Source organism: Spirosoma litoris, assembly GCF_054776755.1.
In genome coordinates this window covers 1-17,573 of record NZ_BAAHBI010000065.1, presented here as the reverse complement: position 1 = coordinate 17,573, position 17,573 = coordinate 1, and the positions used below count along the sequence as shown (strand labels likewise).

General features: G+C 46.2%; 14 protein-coding genes. 6 read left to right on the top strand and 8 right to left on the bottom strand.

Features of this window, described 5'->3' with window-relative positions; genetic code table 11:
• Positions 1 to 29 precede the first annotated feature (29 nt).
• The 3 genes from ACYVGR_RS31665 to ACYVGR_RS31655 all read right to left on the bottom strand — a co-directional run bounded on the left by ACYVGR_RS31665 (position 30) and on the right by ACYVGR_RS31655 (position 3,920).
• Complete coding sequence (locus ACYVGR_RS31665) at positions 30 to 542, bottom strand: GNAT family N-acetyltransferase (RefSeq protein ID WP_460964039.1); 513 nt, start codon at positions 540 to 542, stop codon at positions 30 to 32.
• Positions 543 to 628: 86 nt separating this feature from the next.
• A complete protein-coding gene (locus tag ACYVGR_RS31660) occupies positions 629 to 2,032 on the bottom strand; it encodes an aminotransferase-like domain-containing protein (RefSeq protein WP_460964037.1) in 1,404 nt (467 codons plus the stop codon).
• A 160-nt stretch (positions 2,033 to 2,192) separates the two neighbouring features.
• Positions 2,193 to 3,920 (bottom strand): GMC oxidoreductase, encoded by a 1,728-nt coding sequence (locus tag ACYVGR_RS31655; RefSeq protein WP_460964035.1) that lies wholly within the window; start codon positions 3,918 to 3,920, stop codon positions 2,193 to 2,195.
• Positions 3,921 to 4,637: 717 nt separating this feature from the next.
• On the opposite strand from ACYVGR_RS31655, the gene ACYVGR_RS31650 reads away from it, so the two are divergent.
• From ACYVGR_RS31650 to ACYVGR_RS31635, 4 genes are all read left to right on the top strand, one after another.
• The gene (locus ACYVGR_RS31650) at positions 4,638 to 5,492 is read left to right on the top strand and encodes an AraC family transcriptional regulator (RefSeq protein ID WP_460964034.1); all 855 of its coding nucleotides are present in this window, start codon (positions 4,638 to 4,640) and stop codon (positions 5,490 to 5,492) included.
• 74 nt (positions 5,493 to 5,566) lie between these two features.
• A complete protein-coding gene (locus tag ACYVGR_RS31645) occupies positions 5,567 to 6,397 on the top strand; it encodes an NAD-dependent epimerase/dehydratase family protein (RefSeq protein WP_460964032.1) in 831 nt (276 codons plus the stop codon).
• A gap of 187 nt (positions 6,398 to 6,584) precedes the next feature.
• Positions 6,585 to 7,439: a sugar phosphate isomerase/epimerase family protein gene (locus ACYVGR_RS31640; RefSeq protein WP_460964030.1), complete on the top strand. Its 855-nt coding sequence runs from the start codon at positions 6,585 to 6,587 to the stop codon at positions 7,437 to 7,439.
• A gap of 175 nt (positions 7,440 to 7,614) precedes the next feature.
• Positions 7,615 to 7,896 (top strand): hypothetical protein, encoded by a 282-nt coding sequence (locus ACYVGR_RS31635; RefSeq protein ID WP_460964028.1) that lies wholly within the window; start codon positions 7,615 to 7,617, stop codon positions 7,894 to 7,896.
• Between the two features lie 160 nt (positions 7,897 to 8,056).
• On the opposite strand, the gene ACYVGR_RS31630 is transcribed toward ACYVGR_RS31635, so the two are convergent.
• The 4 genes from ACYVGR_RS31630 to ACYVGR_RS31615 all read right to left on the bottom strand — a co-directional run bounded on the left by ACYVGR_RS31630 (position 8,057) and on the right by ACYVGR_RS31615 (position 12,267).
• A complete protein-coding gene (locus tag ACYVGR_RS31630) occupies positions 8,057 to 9,526 on the bottom strand; it encodes a sulfatase family protein (protein ID WP_460964026.1) in 1,470 nt (489 codons plus the stop codon).
• A gap of 79 nt (positions 9,527 to 9,605) precedes the next feature.
• Positions 9,606 to 10,694, bottom strand: coding sequence for a pyridoxal phosphate-dependent aminotransferase (locus ACYVGR_RS31625; protein ID WP_460964024.1), 1,089 nt, complete (start codon positions 10,692 to 10,694; stop codon positions 9,606 to 9,608).
• Positions 10,695 to 10,743: 49 nt separating this feature from the next.
• Positions 10,744 to 12,135 carry a sulfatase family protein gene (locus ACYVGR_RS31620; protein ID WP_460964022.1) on the bottom strand — a complete coding sequence of 464 codons (1,392 nt, stop codon included), beginning with the start codon at positions 12,133 to 12,135 and terminating at the stop codon, positions 10,744 to 10,746.
• Positions 12,136 to 12,138: 3 nt separating this feature from the next.
• The gene (locus ACYVGR_RS31615) at positions 12,139 to 12,267 is read right to left on the bottom strand and encodes a hypothetical protein (protein WP_460964021.1); all 129 of its coding nucleotides are present in this window, start codon (positions 12,265 to 12,267) and stop codon (positions 12,139 to 12,141) included.
• Positions 12,268 to 13,062: 795 nt separating this feature from the next.
• On the opposite strand from ACYVGR_RS31615, the gene ACYVGR_RS31610 reads away from it, so the two are divergent.
• Positions 13,063 to 13,362 carry an ArsR/SmtB family transcription factor gene (locus ACYVGR_RS31610; RefSeq protein WP_460964019.1) on the top strand — a complete coding sequence of 100 codons (300 nt, stop codon included), beginning with the start codon at positions 13,063 to 13,065 and terminating at the stop codon, positions 13,360 to 13,362.
• Between the two features lie 13 nt (positions 13,363 to 13,375).
• Positions 13,376 to 14,482 carry an NADH:flavin oxidoreductase gene (locus tag ACYVGR_RS31605; protein WP_460964017.1) on the top strand — a complete coding sequence of 369 codons (1,107 nt, stop codon included), beginning with the start codon at positions 13,376 to 13,378 and terminating at the stop codon, positions 14,480 to 14,482.
• 335 nt (positions 14,483 to 14,817) lie between these two features.
• Here the strand turns inward: ACYVGR_RS31605 and ACYVGR_RS31600 are convergent, their stop codons facing one another.
• Positions 14,818 to 17,298, bottom strand: a complete 2,481-nt coding sequence (locus tag ACYVGR_RS31600) for an outer membrane beta-barrel protein (RefSeq protein ID WP_460964015.1) — start codon at positions 17,296 to 17,298, stop codon at positions 14,818 to 14,820.
• Between the last annotated feature and the right edge of the window lie 275 nt (positions 17,299 to 17,573).

Below are 17,573 nucleotides of genomic sequence, written 5' to 3'. Positions count from 1 at the left end.
AGTCTCTTTTCAGGACTATAGCGGGCCGCCTAGGCGACTAAACATACTGATGCCAGTGGTAGCTCATCGAGATGATCAATTTCCTGTTGCCGGGAGAAGCCTTTGCTTTCAAAAAATTCAATCAGCGGATTTTCGATATACTCATTTATCCATATCCCGATCCCTTCGTAGGACTTGCAAATGGTGAGGCACTTGTCGAGCAGAGAATCTCTGATAGCGGGCTCCGAATAGCTGCTTAGTACGCCAAAGTCTGCGATTCGGATAGCTCGTTTATTATCTAGCACCTGAGGCTTTTGCCCCTTTGTCGTAATTCGCGCATAGCCAACGGGCTTGTTATCCGCATAAACTACCAGCCACTGATTAGACCAATTGTTGAGTTCCTCAATCAGCGTCTGTTCATTGAAATTGTCCTCGATGTACTTTTTAAGTACTTGCTGACTGAGCAGGGATGAAAATTTCTGTGTTGCCAGTTCTTTGGTCAGCATTAAGAGAGCATCCAATCCCTGCTCTGTTGCTACCGTAAATTTTGTGATAATACGCATACCCATTACCTATGTTATAGGCAAATGTATGCGTATCAGGATATGAGTACACAGTACAAAATTTGTAAGAATAACCAGTACAGATGCTATGAATACTGAGCGGCAAGTTTAATCGCGTCTATTCTTTTCTGAGAAAATTTATCAGCAAACACTACCCGAAAATACTTATCGAAAGTCGATGAAAAGGAAAATGTGTAGCCGGGTGTGAATCTGACTCCGACTTTTTCACATCGATTATAGAAGCGGGTTATATCTGTATCGTCCGGCATTTTCACCCAGATATTGTATCCGCCCGCTGGGGTTGTCATGGAGGTTCCTTGCGGAAAATTATCAGCTAATAGATTAATGGTCAAGTAGGCATTCTTTGCCAGCTGCATCCTGAAAGCACGAATATGGCGATCATAGCTACTCCCGCTTAACAATCGACCGACGGTTTCCTGGTATACAGGCGAGACTGTACTACCCAAGGCAAATTTGACCTGTTCTGCGCGTTGCATATATTTCCCGGCCGCTAACCAACCCAGTCGTATTCCAGGGGCCAATGTTTTTGCACAAGATGAGTAAGATAGCACCAGGCCACTGTCATCGAATCGTTTTAGCGGAGAAGGTCTTGGTCCCTGAAAGTTCAAATCGCCATAGATATCATTCTCGATGAGGGCTACATTGTATTGATAGGCAATCGATAGCAGCGCCAGCTTTTGTTCATTTGTCAGTAATAATCCCGTAGGGTTGTGGAAGTTGGGCGTTACAATTGCCGCTTTAACGATGTTGTTCTGGCAGGCCTTTCTCAAAAAGTCAACATCGAAACCGGTTTGTGGATCAACCGGAATTTCTATGACTTTCAGATTGAGTACCCTGATCACCTCCAACACTGAAAATACACATGGGCTCTCGACCGCTATTACATCGCCTGCCTGACAAACAGACAGTAACGCAATAAAAAGTGCCTGTAATGCACCATCTGTAATCAGGAGTTCGTCTGGGTCAATAATGGTTTGATGGGTAGCAGCTCGTTTAATAATAGTTTCCTTCAGTTCCAGAGAGCCATTTGACGGGTAATACCGTAACAAGCCAGCGCCTTGTTCTCTAATTACCTGCTGCATAGTTCGTAGCAGTAGTTTTTGGGGAATCAACAGATCGCCCGGAGCCGCTACATTAAATTCGGACAGTTTACGCCCGGCCCGTAGCGAGGTAGTAAGCCCGAGATGGTGTTTGAAAATGGCATCTCGGACCACCGGTCGCTGGTTGGCCTTCTGGGGTGGATTTAATACCTCCACCTTATTACTGACATAGTATCCCGATTTGGGGACACTTTCGACCAGTCCACGGGCCATCAGATATTCATAGCCATTTTGTATCGTACTGATGCTTGTTTGATACTGCTCTTTTAACTCGCGAACGGAGGGTAACTTATGGCCTGGCTTAAAAACGCCTTCTTTAATATTTTTTTCAATGGCATTGGTAAAAACCTCAAATTTATAGGCCTTCATAACTATACCGGCAGTTTTTATAGATTTCCTATCTGTACTACTAATCTAAGCCATTTTCTTCCGGTAGAAAGTTGGGTTAAGGTGTATGATATAGGATGTATGAAGTACTACTGTGGCGCCAGCTATATCATATACCCTACATCATACATCCTATATCAATTTATAAATTTTGCCGTTTCAGTTCGCTTACGGCAAAATTGGCCGCTCGGGCAGTTAGCGCCATAAACGTGAGCGATGGGTTTTGACAAGCCACCGAAGCAAACGAAGCCCCGTCGGTAACGAAGATGTTCTTAGACGCCCAAAGCTGATTGTGCGCGTTGAGCATCGATGTCTTGGGGTCGCGGCCCATTCGAACGCCACCCGTTTCATGAACAGCATTGCCGGGTATTGAGTGATTATCGTACGTAGTGATATTTTTCAGTCCAGATGCTTCGAGCATTTCGGCGGCATCGTTCATCATGTCCTGACGCATACGCTCCTCATTTTCCTGGAATTTCACGTCGAATGTAACAGTCGGTAAACCCCACTTGTCAAGCCGATTATGATTAAGCGTAATTGTGTTGTTTTCATAAGGCAAACATTCACCGAAACCCATGATACCCATCGTCCACGGCCCCGGCTGTTCCGCTCGTTCCTTCAGAGCCGCCCCAAACGCAGCCTCACCCGTAGCGGTTTCCGCAATAAGTCGCTGCCAGCCGGATCGGGAAGCACCGCCCTGATAGCCAAAGCCACGCAGGTACGAACGTTTATCGGTTCCGATATTCCGATAGCGGGGAATATAAATGCCATTCGCCCGACGCCCGTAATAGTATTTATCATCGAATCCCATGCCATCGGCTTGTGCGTTGGCACCTATCTGAAAATGGTGGTCCATGATGTATTTACCTAAGGTGCCACTATCATTGCCAAACCCATTCGGAAAACGGCTTGAAACCGAGTTGAGCAGAATGAAATTCGTGGCCATAGCCGACGCATTCAGAAAGATAATCCGGGCGTAATACTCGGTTGTCTGATTCGTTTTTGAGTCGATAACCCGAACCCCAACCGCTTTCCCTTTTTTCTCGTCAAACAACACTTCCGACACAATACTATCGGTCCGAACTGTGAGTCGATTGGTTTTGCGGGCGGCTGGTAATGTAGCCGAAAGCGAACTGAAGTAGCCACCATACGGGCAACCTCTGACACACTGGTTCCGGTACTGGCATGGAGCGCGGCCAACCGAGGTGTGTATCGGATTGGCTTTCGACAGATTGGCGGTTCGGCCAATAGTCATCACACGATTCATTTTGGTTTTCAGTTTCCCCCGAACGTGCTCCTCTACACAGTTCAAATCCATTGGCGGTAAAAATTCACCGTCGGGTAATTGAGCCAACCCCTCCTTATTGCCTGAAATACCGGCGAATGATTCGACATAACTATACCAGGGAGCCAGGTCCTTATACCGAATGGGCCAGTCGGTGCCGAAGCCATCGCGGGCGTTTGCCTCAAAATCCATCTCACTAAATCGATAACTCTGCCGCCCCCACATAATCGACTTACCACCCAATATATCAGGGCGATACCAGAGAAATGGGTGTATTTCTTTGTAGGGTGCGTTTCGATTATCGAATACAAAATGGCCACTTTGTTCATTATAGCCCATAACCCGGAAATCAGGAGCTGGGTCATCTTTGGGTAGAATCGTACGATCGCGATGGGCAAACTCCCAGGGGGCCTTTGTTGCGGTTTCGTAACCTGTAACGTGCTGAAGATCACGCCCTCGTTCGAGCATCAGCACCTGCAATCCTTTCTGGGTGAGTTCTTTAGCGGCCCATCCGCCACTAACGCCCGAACCAACCACAATGGCATCGAACGTATTGTTGAGTTGTGCTTTAAGATTAAGGTTCATAAGGGGTTCGGAAATCCCTAATCGTGCTAACGAGTTGGCACAGCTAAGGCTTGTCTTTAGAGGAACGATTTACGTTCTAAAAAGACGAGGTTGGCTGATTATACCTACTCGATAAAAATGCAATGCTGTTTTACCATTTCTACAAATCTCCTTGTATCATCACTATGGTTTTGTTTCGGTATGACTCCACAGAAATTCTTGCTCATAGGGAAGTAAAACATATTCATGAATCAGGCTAACAAGCAATCGGTCCTTACATTAACGTGAATAATGGAGGATTTACGAATAGAATTATGGGCGTTTTTTGTCATCCCTCCTGCGTCGGGATGACAAAAAACAATACTATAAATAACTGATAATCAGTCAATAATTTCAGACTTTATCCATTATTCACGTTACATTAATCTCAAAAAATACTCCTTTGTGACATAAAAGCCTTTATATGCTTCAAAAAACAAGTGTTATAAGAAAAAAATTTTGTGTTCATTGCCAGTAAACTACGCTCCATAACACGTTTTCCTTTCTGTTGTTACTAGTACTTGTCCAATTTAGATTCTAAAGATTCTTTTGATTCTAATTGATGGTTTAGACATTGATTATCAGCACAATATCGACAATATAATCCGATAGAATCAACCGCAAGGACGCACCCGAGAATCTACTTTGGCAAAGCGCTAGTATAATTCTTGAACTCTTACTATTCAATAACAAGCAGGCATGCATAGGATCGATTCGTTACCGGAAGATTTTAGCCAAAATAGTCAATTGCCCATCCGAATTGTTTCTCCGGATTTTGGTCATTTATCTCCCCAAACTACAGATAAGTATGGGCTGACGCGTCGTTTATCGTACTACTACTTTATTTTTATCCTGGAGGGTTCTGCTCAGTATGCCGTTGACATGGAAAAGGTCGACCTCAGTAAGCATGAGCTACTTTTCGCGTTGCCTCACCAGATTCAACAGTTGCCCGTCAATGTACATGGGAAGGATTATTATAAACTGGGCTTTGATGAAGAATGCCTCTCCCGATTGCCGAAGCAATACCCTTTTCTGCTAAATCCCCTCAATCAGCAAAAAATAAGTTTTTCACCTACGGCTGCCAGTAGGCTTCAGGCGATTTTTGAACTACTTCTGGGTTTGTTAACTACTTCAGATACGGAGCCTGAGCTTATATTGGCCCATCTGAATAGTCTGATGACGGAAATTAATCTGGCTTATTTTGCCGGTGACAGAAAACCCTCGGACGACAAACTCGCCAAATACATCGGATTCAAGGTATTTGTAGAGAACAACCTCACTGATCACCTGCCTATCAAGGATATTGCCGAAAAACTTGCCCTAAGTACTGATAGCTTATACCACCTAGTGAAACATTACTCGGGACGATCACCAAAAGAATTTATTACGAACCGTCTTATCCTGGAAGCTAGACGCCGGATGTATTACGGAGAGCGATCTTCCGTTAAGGAATTGGCTTTTGAGCTTGGTTTCAATGACCCTGACTACTTTTCCCGCCTGTTTAAAAAGGAAACTGGCAAAACGGTTGCCGAGTTTTTTCAGGATTTGTCCTGAACTTGTCGGCTTTCGTCCGGCTCTGTTTACTGTACTCTCCCGAGCTTTGTTCCTACCATAAAACATGTAGGATCATGAACAGACAAGTAGGAAAAATACTGATAACCGGTGTAACGGGCCTGGTAGGCGAGCGACTGCTCCGGCGTCTTGCGGATGCGGGTATAGACTGCCGCGCGCTAGTGCGAGGAGGAAAGCGTGTTCTGGCCAGCGTAACGGCCATAGAAGGCGATTTATTCGATTCCGCATCGCTCAAAGAGGCAGTGACGGATGTATCAGCCATTATTCATCTGGCAGCCGTGTTCCGCACGCAAGACACGGATCTGATCTGGAAAAGCAATCTCGACGGGACGCGCAATCTGATTGAGGCAGCAAAGGCCTATGCACCTGACGCACGTTTCATTCTGGCCAGTACCACGAACGTTTATAACGCCAACAATTCGCATCCTGGTCGCGAAGATGACGAAGTAGGTCCCCAACAGGCCTACCCAGCCAGCAAGGTTGCAGCTGAGAAAGAGCTACGCGAAAGTGGTCTCAACTGGGTGGTACTACGTTTCCCATTTGTTTATGGTGATGGAGATGGGCATCTGGAATCATTACCCAAGTATGCGATTGCAGGCAAATGGCATCCGGCTATGCGGATGAGCACAATCCACCACCGCGACATCGCCACGGCGATGAACCTGGCCTTAGCTGGCGTAATGGACGGGCGCATCGTCAATATATCCGATGAGGCACCGACATCGATTTACGAATTAGCCCAACTGGTTGGTGGTTCACTGGAATCATCCTCCGAGCCGCTTGTGAACCCGTGGTACCTGCTTAGTGATAGTTCGCTTGCTCGTAGTCTGGGTTTCCAGCCTACAATCAGGACGGTCTATCAGGCTGTGCAGGAAAATATAATGTGATACCGCTTTAGAAGTAAGCTCCCCCTTCTTCTACGTTTTCCTAAAGCCGCCAGGTAGCTTCAGCCAATAGTAGCCTTCGATTAACATTCGGCAGCTAAGCTTACTTAATGTACAAAAACCTTGGTGTTAAGTAAAATAGTACACTATTCTTCCTTGTATTGCGGTAAAAAGGCTATTCAGATTAATTATGAAAACCCGCTTAACAATCATCTTGCTGATTTCGGCGTCTTTTGCTGCTTTCGGACAGGCTGCCTCAACCCCTAAGGCAAGGAAAATAGCTAACGAATGGAAATTTGGAGTAGCATTATGGACGTTCCATACCGTTAATTTCCAGGATGCGTTAGCGAAAGTAGACAGTGCCGGAATCACGTATATTGAACCGAATACATTTCACAAAACAGGACCTGCCTTAAAGGATTCGGCTATGAATCAACTCTCGCCGGGTGGTATTGCCAAACTCAGAAAAATGATTGATCAGCGACGCCTACAGGCCGGATCAGTCTATATTGCTGGCGATAAAACGGTTAATTCCTGGAAGAAACAATTTGAGATTGCGAAACAGCTTGGCGCCAAATTTGTCACTGCGGAGCCTCCCATAAACCTGTGGGACGAAATCGATAGCCTGGCTGGAATCTATAAGATGAAAGTAGCCATTCATGAACACTGGAAAGGAGTAAGTCAATATTGGCACCCTGATTCGGTATTGGCTGCCCTAAAAAATCATCCCAACTTTGGCGCTTGTGCCGATTTAGGGCACTGGCCCAAAAGCGGTATCAATCCTGTTGACGCTGTTAAAAAACTAAAGGGGCATATCATTGGCATACACTTAAAAGACATTGCGGCCTATAATGATCCTACCTTAAAAGATGTGCCGGTTGGCACAGGTGTGGTTGACTTTCCTGCCGTTTTCCAAGAATTGAAAAAGCAGAATTTTAGTGGTCCAATCTACATTGAGCGCGACGCAGAGGATAAGCCGAGTAATCTACCATCGGTACTTCAAACCAAAAAATACTATTACGAGCAGCTTAAACAACTGAACTAACCTACTACGCCCGGTCTAATTTGAAGGAACAAAATGTACGTATGAAAAGGGCCCAGTGCAGTACGCCTGCTGGGCCTTTTTTAGTTAGTTTTTATCCGATTTATGAGCCTTTTTTTAAACGTTCCACTATTTATTTTCGTTATATAAGTAAAAAATATCTCTAAATATTACTATCATGAACATCGAGGCTCACAACCCCATTCCTACACTCAGCCGAGAGGACGTACTACACTATGTGGCCACGCATGAGTTTAACGAGATTGGTGACCGGGAGTGGTTTCGCCTTACTCCCTACGGCAGCGATCTGTTTCGAACACCCGAATACGGTTTATTTTCGGGTATCGAGTTAACGGTAGGTGATATATTGTGGATAGCAGTCGGGCTTAGTACTGGTTTCCAGGCAAGGCTCTTTGTGGATGACCCTATCTCAGTTCCATCCCTAGCCGCAATACACTAGTAACTGATAAACCATTGGTTGATGCGATATATAAACAGGCCCGCTAAATCTAGCGGGCCTGTTTGTTTAACTTGAAGTATTTATAAAAGTATAAAACCAAGGTTAACTAAAAGGTAGATTTATCGATTGGTGTGAATAGAGCCCCCGGCGAGGAATTATGCTATCGATAGTATGGATTACCTACTGAATCCATGGCTGCCCAGGGGTAATGCCATGTATCCATGTACACGTTACCAGCTAAAAAGCGGTCATTAGCCTCCTGTAATTTCCGGGTTAATATAACCTCCAGTTGCCGCTGGGTTTGGGCTATATCAGGTCGATTCACCACGTTGGTCAACTGGAAGGGATCTTTCATATTATCGTATAAAAGCCAGGGACCTTTCAAGTCGCGCACGTATGTATAGCGTGCCGTGCGTACACCCCGATATTCGCGACCTCCCCGACCATATCCCCATTGATGAAAGGGTACAATACAGGCAATCAGCGCAGCATCGTTGGGCTGGGGCGCGCGGGGGTGCCGAATCAGGGCGGCATAATCGCGCCCCTGAACACTAGCCGGAATCGTCTGCTGACTCATCGATAAAACCGTTGGCATTACGTCCGTCAGGGTCATTGGTACGTCCAGTGTTCGGCCTTTTCGTCCGAGCCTGGCGGGGTATTTGAGCAGAAACGGAATCCGGATGGATTCATCCCACGGCTTCTGTTTATTCAGCTCCCCCTGCGAATACAACATATCCCCGTGGTCGGACGTGAAAATAAAGATGGTATTTTCATCCAGATTAGCCCCTTTCAGAGCGGCTTGCAAGCGACCAATACAATCGTCCAGCGCATTTATATGGGCGTAATACCCACGTAGCGCCCGACGGGCATTGGTCGTATCGCTGGCTGGGACATTAGGACGTAACGCAATAGCTTTGTCAGCATATTTTTGTCGGTATTCTTTAGGAGCAGTCTGGTAAGGATCATGCGGTGGTCCCCAGGCCAGCACCAGTAGAAAAGGCGATTTGCGCTGTTGGGTCATAAAGGCAATAGCCGAATCCGTCTGGCTAATAGCGTCATACTGCTGCCAGACAAAACGCGTGTTGACTTCATTATAGTAAGGCGAATCATTGTAATTGTGCGTGCATTCCAATGCTCGCCAGTAATCAAATCCTTGCCGACGTTCGGCCGGAATAGGTGCTATCCTCCCTGCCTCATAATTCTTGGTCAGGCTTCCATTAATGTGCCATTTACCAATAAAGCCCGTCTGATAGCCATTCTGCTTGCAGACCTCAGCCAGGGTAATGGCTTCATTCCGGAGTGGACGATCGTTGTAAAACACACCATGCGTATGCGCATGTTGGCCCGTCAGCATACTAGCCCGACTAGGTGAACAGACCGGGACTGACGCTACGCAAAAACGAGCGTTGGTTGACTCGCCAGCCAGCTTGTTCAGGTTGGGCGTAATGACGTCGCGATTCCCAGCATAGCCAAACGCATCGGCCCGCCACTGATCAGCCATGACAATAACGATATTGGGTTTACGGGTTGTCGTTGTAACTGACGTACTGGATTGAGTTGGTGGTGCTGAATGCCAAAGCAACCAGCCCGTCAAAAGGGCACTTGCCGCACCGAAGGTGAAATAATTCATTCGTAAACCGTTGATTGATAATAGAAAATGACAGCTCTATGACTATTAAAAGTGGTAATCGGAAGTCAACCCTGGTTTTCTACTTCGACGTCCAAAGCTGCTGTACAACAGCCTGGGCTTTACTGTTTTCTTCAGGCAAACCAATGGTTATCCGAACCCAGGTGTTATAGGGCGCAAAAGCCCGACCAATCTGTATCCCCTGTTGGGTAAACCGGGCGGCTACTTCCTCATAGGGCTTCTGTAAGTCGATGTAAACAAAATTGGCCTGCGAACTCGTATGAGGGATGTTCAACTTGTCAAGGATTATGTTCCACTTTGCCCGTTCAGTGATGATGGCCCGGTTAACCCTGGGAATAAATGCACTATCCTTCAGGGCGGCCAGTGTCGCTACAACTGACAGTCGATTTAAATCATGCACATTGCCCAAGCCCTGCGTACGTAGGTAGGTGGCTAGTTGTTTGGGAGCTACAGCGTATCCGATAGAAAGACCTGCCAGCCCATAGGCTTTAGCGAACGTTCGAAAAACCATCACATTATCGCCCTGCTTAAGATTAGTGATGGCCGTCCGCCCACTAAAATCGTCGGTAAATTCAAGATAAGCCTCGTCGATAATGACCAACGCTCGCTTAGACGCTTCGTGCAAAAACGCATGAAAAGCCTGTTGGTCGCTGACGGTGCCCGATGGATTGTGCGGATTGACCAGAAAGATAGCCTGCGTCCGATCATTGATTCGGCTAGAAATAGCTACCAGATCATTTTCTTTCCGATCTGTGAGTGGAACTTCCACAATGCGCCCTCCTACCCTGGCAGCAGCATTTACCAAAACCGGATAGCCCGGAACAGAATAAATAAATTCCCCACCTTGTCCGCCCTTCAAGCCAAGATAAAGGCCCAGCTGGTCAAGAATTTCTCCCGGAATAATCTGATCGGGATCAACACCTTCGCGTTTGGCGATAGCTGCTACCAACTCCGTCCCCTCATTACCTGTATACCGTGCCAACTGCTTTAACTCCTTTTCAATCGCCTGATTCACACCCGCTGGTGGGCCGTATGGGTTTTCGTTCAGGGATAGTTGAACGATCGGCTTTTGTCCAGGCTTAACCGATGGCTGTGCCCTTAATTCCGAAGCAAGGCTGAAGATTACCAGAAAAGCGAAGAATTTGTTCATACGACTAACAAGTTGGACTGGGTGAATCGTTACAAGTTGACCTATCTGGCTACTTTACAGGAATGATGGCATCGAGCAGGGGCGGCACCGGTTTAACACCAGCCTTGTGTTTTTCATAGGCCTTCTTTAAGTCGTCAATGACCTCCGGATGATCTTTTCCGACCTCAAATTTTTCAGAAGGGTCTACCTCTACATTATACAACAAAGGGGGATCGTGCGGTACTGGAGCTTCGGCCGAGTAAGACGGATGGGTAATAAAATGCGCCTTCCAGGGCCCTTTGCGAATGGCGTGTAACCGGTCTGAATCGTAGAAATAAACGACATCCGTTATGCTTGCCTTCTTGCCACTCAGTAACTCTCGAATGTCGGCTCCGTCGAGGGTTCGATCTGTCGGCAATTCAGCGTTAGCTAAGTGTAGAATCGTTGGATATAGATCCATCGAGGTAGCAAGAGCCGAGGATACCGTTTTGGGTTGAACAAGCCCGGGTCCCCAGGCAATAGCTGGCACACGCATGCCGCCTTCGTAGGTAGACCCTTTGGCCTCATAAAGCAACCCGGCCGAGCCACCCGTTCCCGGAGCGAGTGCTTTCATCTGCCAGGGACCGTTATCACTGAGGAAAATGACGAGCGTATTTTTGTCTAGTTTCTGCTCCCGAAGCGTCGTTAATACCTGACCCACGCTCCAGTCCAGCTCTTCGACGACATCGCCATACAAACCGCGCTTGCTCTTCCCAGCAAAATCGCTCGATGCATACAAGGGTACGTGCGGAAATGGGCTGGCATAATATAAAAAGAAGGGTCTGGCTTTGTTCTTTTTAATAAACGAAACCACCTCGTTGGTGTAACGCTTGGTCAGCAATCGTTGGTCGGGTTCGGTTTCAATGACTTCGTTATTTTTGTATAAAGGCAAAGGGGGATTCTGGTTGGTCGTATTAGGTACAGAACCAACCTTTCCCATGTCATTCGAATAGGGTAGGCCGAAATAATAGTCAAACCCATGTTGCAGGGGCAGATATTCAGGCTGGGAGCCCAGATGCCATTTGCCCACGAGTGCCGTCTGATACCCTTTAGTTTTCAGAGCTTCGGCAATGGTAATCTCACTATGCGGCAAACCATTTGCTGAATTGGTAAAGAAAACGCCACGCTTCCCAAAAATCCCATTTCGAATGGGTAGCCGTCCTGTCAGCAAAGCGGCCCGGCTGGGTGTACAAACGTTGGCCGCTACATAAAACTGGGTGAACCGGGTGCCTTCCTGCGCCATTTTGTCGAGGTTGGGCGTTCGTATTGTTGGGTGCCCATAGCAGCCTAGATCGCCATAGCCTAAATCATCCGCCAGAATGATAATGACATTCGGCGTTCGGTTCGTCTGCGCATTCGCAAACGAGGTCAATAAACTAAAAAGTAGGTTAAAGCAAGCGAGTTTCTTTGCGTAGTGAATCATGGATTAATTACAGTTTACTGTCCAGAAGTTGGAGGGCTCATTGTCTTTGTAGGCCTGAATCTGTACCCGAAGCTTTGCTTTCAGATCGGCAGTCAGGGATTTATAACCCGTCTGGCCGTACAGATTATGCATCTCGTTCGGGTCTTTTTTAAGGTCATACAGTTCCCAGAAGTCTTCGGGACCATAGACCAGCCATTGTTTTAATCGTCATATAACTTTAGGGTTTATCTTGAGAAAGTATATCGGCTGGCCACCGACCTTGTTGACCTGTTTTTTTGAACGTCGGCATCTGTGCGTCCCATTTTCGGTAAATCCAAAAAACAGAATTAGCATCAAACTATCTATCAGCCAATCAATTACAATACCAGCGTTACTCATGTCCGTCATTTTAGTTCAGATTGGGGCTCTGGTCGTTTTCACCTTATTACAGTAAAAAGCACCTCCTAGATTAACGCTATTTTTCATAGACTTTGTCATCATTGGAGAATATAGCAATATATTCTATAGATTTTATAGGAATTAAAAAGACATTCATCGTAGAACTGGTTGCTTAAACATAGGCGGCAAATAAATACTATATCGTCTAAGAAATCAACAGAATCTATAGAATAGACAAAATAGTACTATTTAAGTCAGGGTAAATGCAACGTAAATCAGCTAGTAATCGATAGACTACTACTGTTTTCGGTGAATTTTGATAGCCTTTTCAGTAGTTAATTTTATTTTCCTACTGAATCGATGAATATTATTTGTGCTTCGAAAAAACACGCCCCACTCCGTAAGCCCTGTGAATCTCTGTATATAGAGTTATCTTACTCACACCCGATTTGAACTACAGGCAACTAATTACAATTGACAGTCATTAAAATCTCGCGTTTTAAATTTGATACATTTCTACATATCGGGAAAAGTCGATATATTTGCAACATGGAGCAGGTTGATATATTTAAAGCACTGGCCAATCAGACACGGCTGCAAATGCTGGAATGGCTCAAAGAGCCCGAAATTAATTTTCCGGGCCAGAAAGAATATGGCTATGACCAGGGCATATGTGTCGGACAGCTACAGGCGAAGGCCAACCTAACCCAGTCAACGGTTTCCGAATATCTCTCAATCCTGCAACGGGCGGGGCTTGTTAAGGCAACCCGCAAGGGCCAATGGACCTATTACAAACGCGACGAAGCGGCCTTTGAGCGGTTAAGTAAACTTATTTCTACTACGTTATAATACACCTGAAAAGATGAGTACCCAAAGTTTGTTCAGACCGTTTCAGTTAAAATCACTGAACTTAAGGAATCGCATTGTTATGGCGCCGATGACGCGCTCATTTTCACCTAATGGCATACCCACTGAACAGGTAGCTGCTTATTATCAGAAACGAGCCGAAGGAGAAGTAGGCCTGATTTTATCGGAAGGCACCGTCATTGACCGTCCTTCTGCCTCAAATGATGCTAATGTGCCGCATTTCTATGGTCAGCAAGCGCTGGCTGGCTGGCAACACGTTATTGACGCAGTCCATGCTAAAGGGGGACAAATGGGCCCCCAAATCTGGCATATGGGCATTATGGCTAACCACCGCTCCGGATGGGTGCCGCCTGTACCTTTTGAAGGGCCGTCGGGGCTCAACCGACCCGGTTTCTCGAATGGTACCACGATGACCCAAAAAGATATTGACGATACGATTCTGGCCTTTGGTAAAGCCGCTGCTGATGCCAAAGCCGCCGGTTTTGACTGTGTTGAACTTCACGGGGCGCATGGCTATCTGATCGACCAGTTCTTTTGGGAGGCCACCAACTTACGTACTGACGTTTATGGCGGCAAAACCCTGGCAGAACGCACGCGTTTTGCTACGGATGTGATTAAAGAAGTAAGAAAACAGGTAGGCGAGGATTTTGCCGTGATCATCCGACTGTCTCAGTTTAAACCCGCCGACTATACCTATAAACTGGCCAATACACCCCAGGAAATGGAGGCCTGGCTTGAGCCTCTGGTGGATGCAGGGATTGATGTACTTCACTGTTCACAACGTCGTTTCTGGGAACCTGAATTCGATGGGTCTGATCTCAACTTTGCTGGCTGGGCAAAAAAACTGACCGGCAAAACCACGATTACCGTAGGTTCGGTGGGGCTTTCGGGTGAATTTTTCGCGGCTTTCGCAGGTGAAAGCTCAGAACCTGCTTCGCTGGATGAACTGAACAGACGGCTAGATCGGGGTGATTTCGACCTGGTTGCCGTCGGCAGGCCTATCCTGGCTGATCCCAATTGGGTAACCAAAATTAAAACAGATCAGACCAGTGCACTGAGAGGTTTTAGTAAGGAGGCTCTTGCCGAACTTATACTGGAATAGATTTTTGATAGATCACAATTAGTTTATTCGCAAGCTGTATATAAGGCATCCGAGATGCCTTATATACAGCTTAAGTGCTGAAATAAATCAATCTTCGTGATCTGTGTTGTTTTTTGTTCCTCATCTGTATTTTCATTTTAAGAGCACTCAAAACTCACTCCATAAATACCTGGTTATCAAGCAACAAAAAAGCCGCCCCTCAATCCGGGGACGGCTTTCACGTTTTCTTAACCTAAACTAAGTCCGTTGTTGTTATGTATGATATATGATGTAGGAAGTATGATATGACCTGCCGGTGAAAACAATACACCCTATAGCATACATCATAAATCTCTTTAATTCTGTCCGCCTACCCGGTTTTGCTCGGCCGAAGTAGCTGAATTGCGTTGACGGGCACCTTTTACGTTCTGATTACCAAATCGGTAGGTGAATGTCAGGCGGAACTGGCGACTCTCCCATCGCGACTGTACCCGGAAATCAATGTCCTGAACTGCTGCCCGACCGTTGAAGTGGTTCAGCCAAAAGGGGTCGTTTGCATTCAGTTTCAATGTACCCTTACCATCCAGCACTTTCTTCTGGACACCGATGCTGAAACCACCCATTGGCTGCGCCCGATAGAAGCCATATTGTGAAGCGGAATTATACCAGCCCGATATTTCTGCCGACAGCGTTTTGCTCATCGTGAAATTGTTCGACATGTATAAGTTATAGGCGACTAATTTCACTTCGTAAGGTGTACCCGAGTATATGGTTTGGTAGTGCTGATAGTAGGTATTGATGTTGTTCTGCATCCGCCACCATTTAGCAACCATTACAGGAAAGCTCAGATTCAAACTCACATTATCCATAGAACCCAGGTTTTCGGGAGTTACGTAGGTAATGTTTTCCGAGGCAATCTGACGGGGTGTTTCCTGGTTAATGAAATCCGTAGTGCGGCTGTAATTCAGGGTTGTTGTAAAGGCATTTTTGAATACGTGGGTCAACTCAATCGAATTGGTATACTGAGGCCGCAGAAATGGATTCCCTTTCTGATAAGTGTATGGGTCCAGGTAGAACACGAAGGGGTTCAAATTCTGGTAATCAGGGCGGTCGATCCGGCGACTATACGACAGATTCAACACGTTGTTCGTATCCAATTGACGCGACAGGAACACAGTAGGGAATAGGTTCAGGTAGTTCCGATCAACGGTCTGGTCCAGCGTAATTGAATGACCAATCGAATGCGTATGTTCGGCCCGTAGTCCTGCCTGAACTTTCAGCTTACCGAATTTACCAGCGTAGTTAAGGTAACCCGCGTTGATATTTTCATTGTACTGAAACTGATTGGAACGACTAGCATCTGGCAACCACTGCCGATTTTCCTGTTGCAGCGTATCGTAAATCGTGTTGTTGTCGGCACTAACGTAGCTACTTTTCAGCCCTGCTTCTACTTTGCTTCCATTTTTTAACGGATGCACATAATCGGTTTTAAAGGCCCAGATATTGATGGTCGATGGCATGTTACTTCGCACATCCTGATTAGGCCGATAAATGACGTTTTCAGAATTAAAATACTGAGTAGCCAGGTTGTTGCTATTCTTGCCACCATAGTGTACGAAATCTCCATCTACAGTCCATTCGCGACCTTTACCCCAGTCAAATTTGTAGTTAACATTACCTGTCAGGTTCGACAAAAGGTTACCCTGATTTGTCTGCGTAATGGCTTTACTGGTCAACTGATGGTTATCGTCGCTGATGAGCGTATTGTTCTGACCCGATGACCGCCAGTCGTTCGAGAAACCATTTACCAATACCCCAATCGTACTTTTCTCGTTGATGAAGTAATCCATACCCGCTTTATACGAATGGCCGGTAAACTGGTTAGGCCGAAACGAATTCTGATCGAAGTAGGTCGTATGGCCATTGTATGGAATGTTCCGGATAATCTGATTGCTCTGGGAGCTCTGCCGATTTACGTAGCTATAGTTTCCAAACAAATTGATCTTACCCTCACGGTGGTTAATATTCAGCGACGAGTTGAATTTAGGCAGATCATCACGTGCCCCGCTAAGATTTTTCACCCAGCCGTAGCCAGTTCCCAAAATGAAGGTTCCGTTGGTACCGAAATTCTTGTTTTTCTTCATTTTGATGTTGATAATCCCCGAGTTACCAGCGGCATCATATTTAGAGCCAGGATTCGTAATAATCTCGATGGATGCAATGTTATCGCTCGGCGTATTTTTGAGCAGATTCGATACTTCCTGTTGCGAAAGGTAGGTCTGCTTGCCATCGATGTAAACGATTACACCCGCTTTACCTTTTAGCTGAATCTGATCGTTCTGACGATCGATGGTTACACCGGGAGCTTTTTCCAGTACTTCTAACGCGGTGTTGCCACTAGCCACAATGCTATTTTCGACGTTCATTACCGTTCGGTCAACCTGTTGCTCAATGAACGGCTTCTGCGCAACGACTTTCACTTCGGTCAGACTTTTCGTCTCATCGGCCATTGCCAATGCGGGCAATTCACGAGTTGGATGCGCTTCATCAATCGCGAACGGTGCACTATACGTTTTGCGGAAACCAATTTGTTGAGCAGCTACCAGATATTGACCTGCGCCCACATTTTCGAAAGCGTATTTCCCGTCGACATCGCTAATAGCGCCTTTAACGAGGGTTGAATCTTTAGCTTTGAGGAGCATCATGGTAGTAAACTCGAGGGGCTTGCCGGCAACAGTGCCCACCTGCCCATTGACAGTTCCCCGTGTCAGAACCTGCGAAAACGCGGTGGTGAGCGTCAGCAGGCTAAGGATTGAAAAGGAGAATATTGTCTTCATATGTATTGCTGTTTTCAGAAGGTTGCTTTGTTTTTGTATCAAGTACATGGCAAAGGTAGGTAGTATGCATCACAAAGTACCTGTTCTTACACAAGCGGTCTGAACGGCAGGATGAGTGGATTTTACGAGGGGGTTGGCACTTTGAGGGGAAACTTCAAGCTAAAGACACAAGCCGGAAAGCAAACGTTGCATGTCTGAACCAGGATTTTAACAAGGAAGCTGTTTAAACTTTCCGTTTTCGATTGATTTTTCGCAGGAAAATGACCGAGAATGCA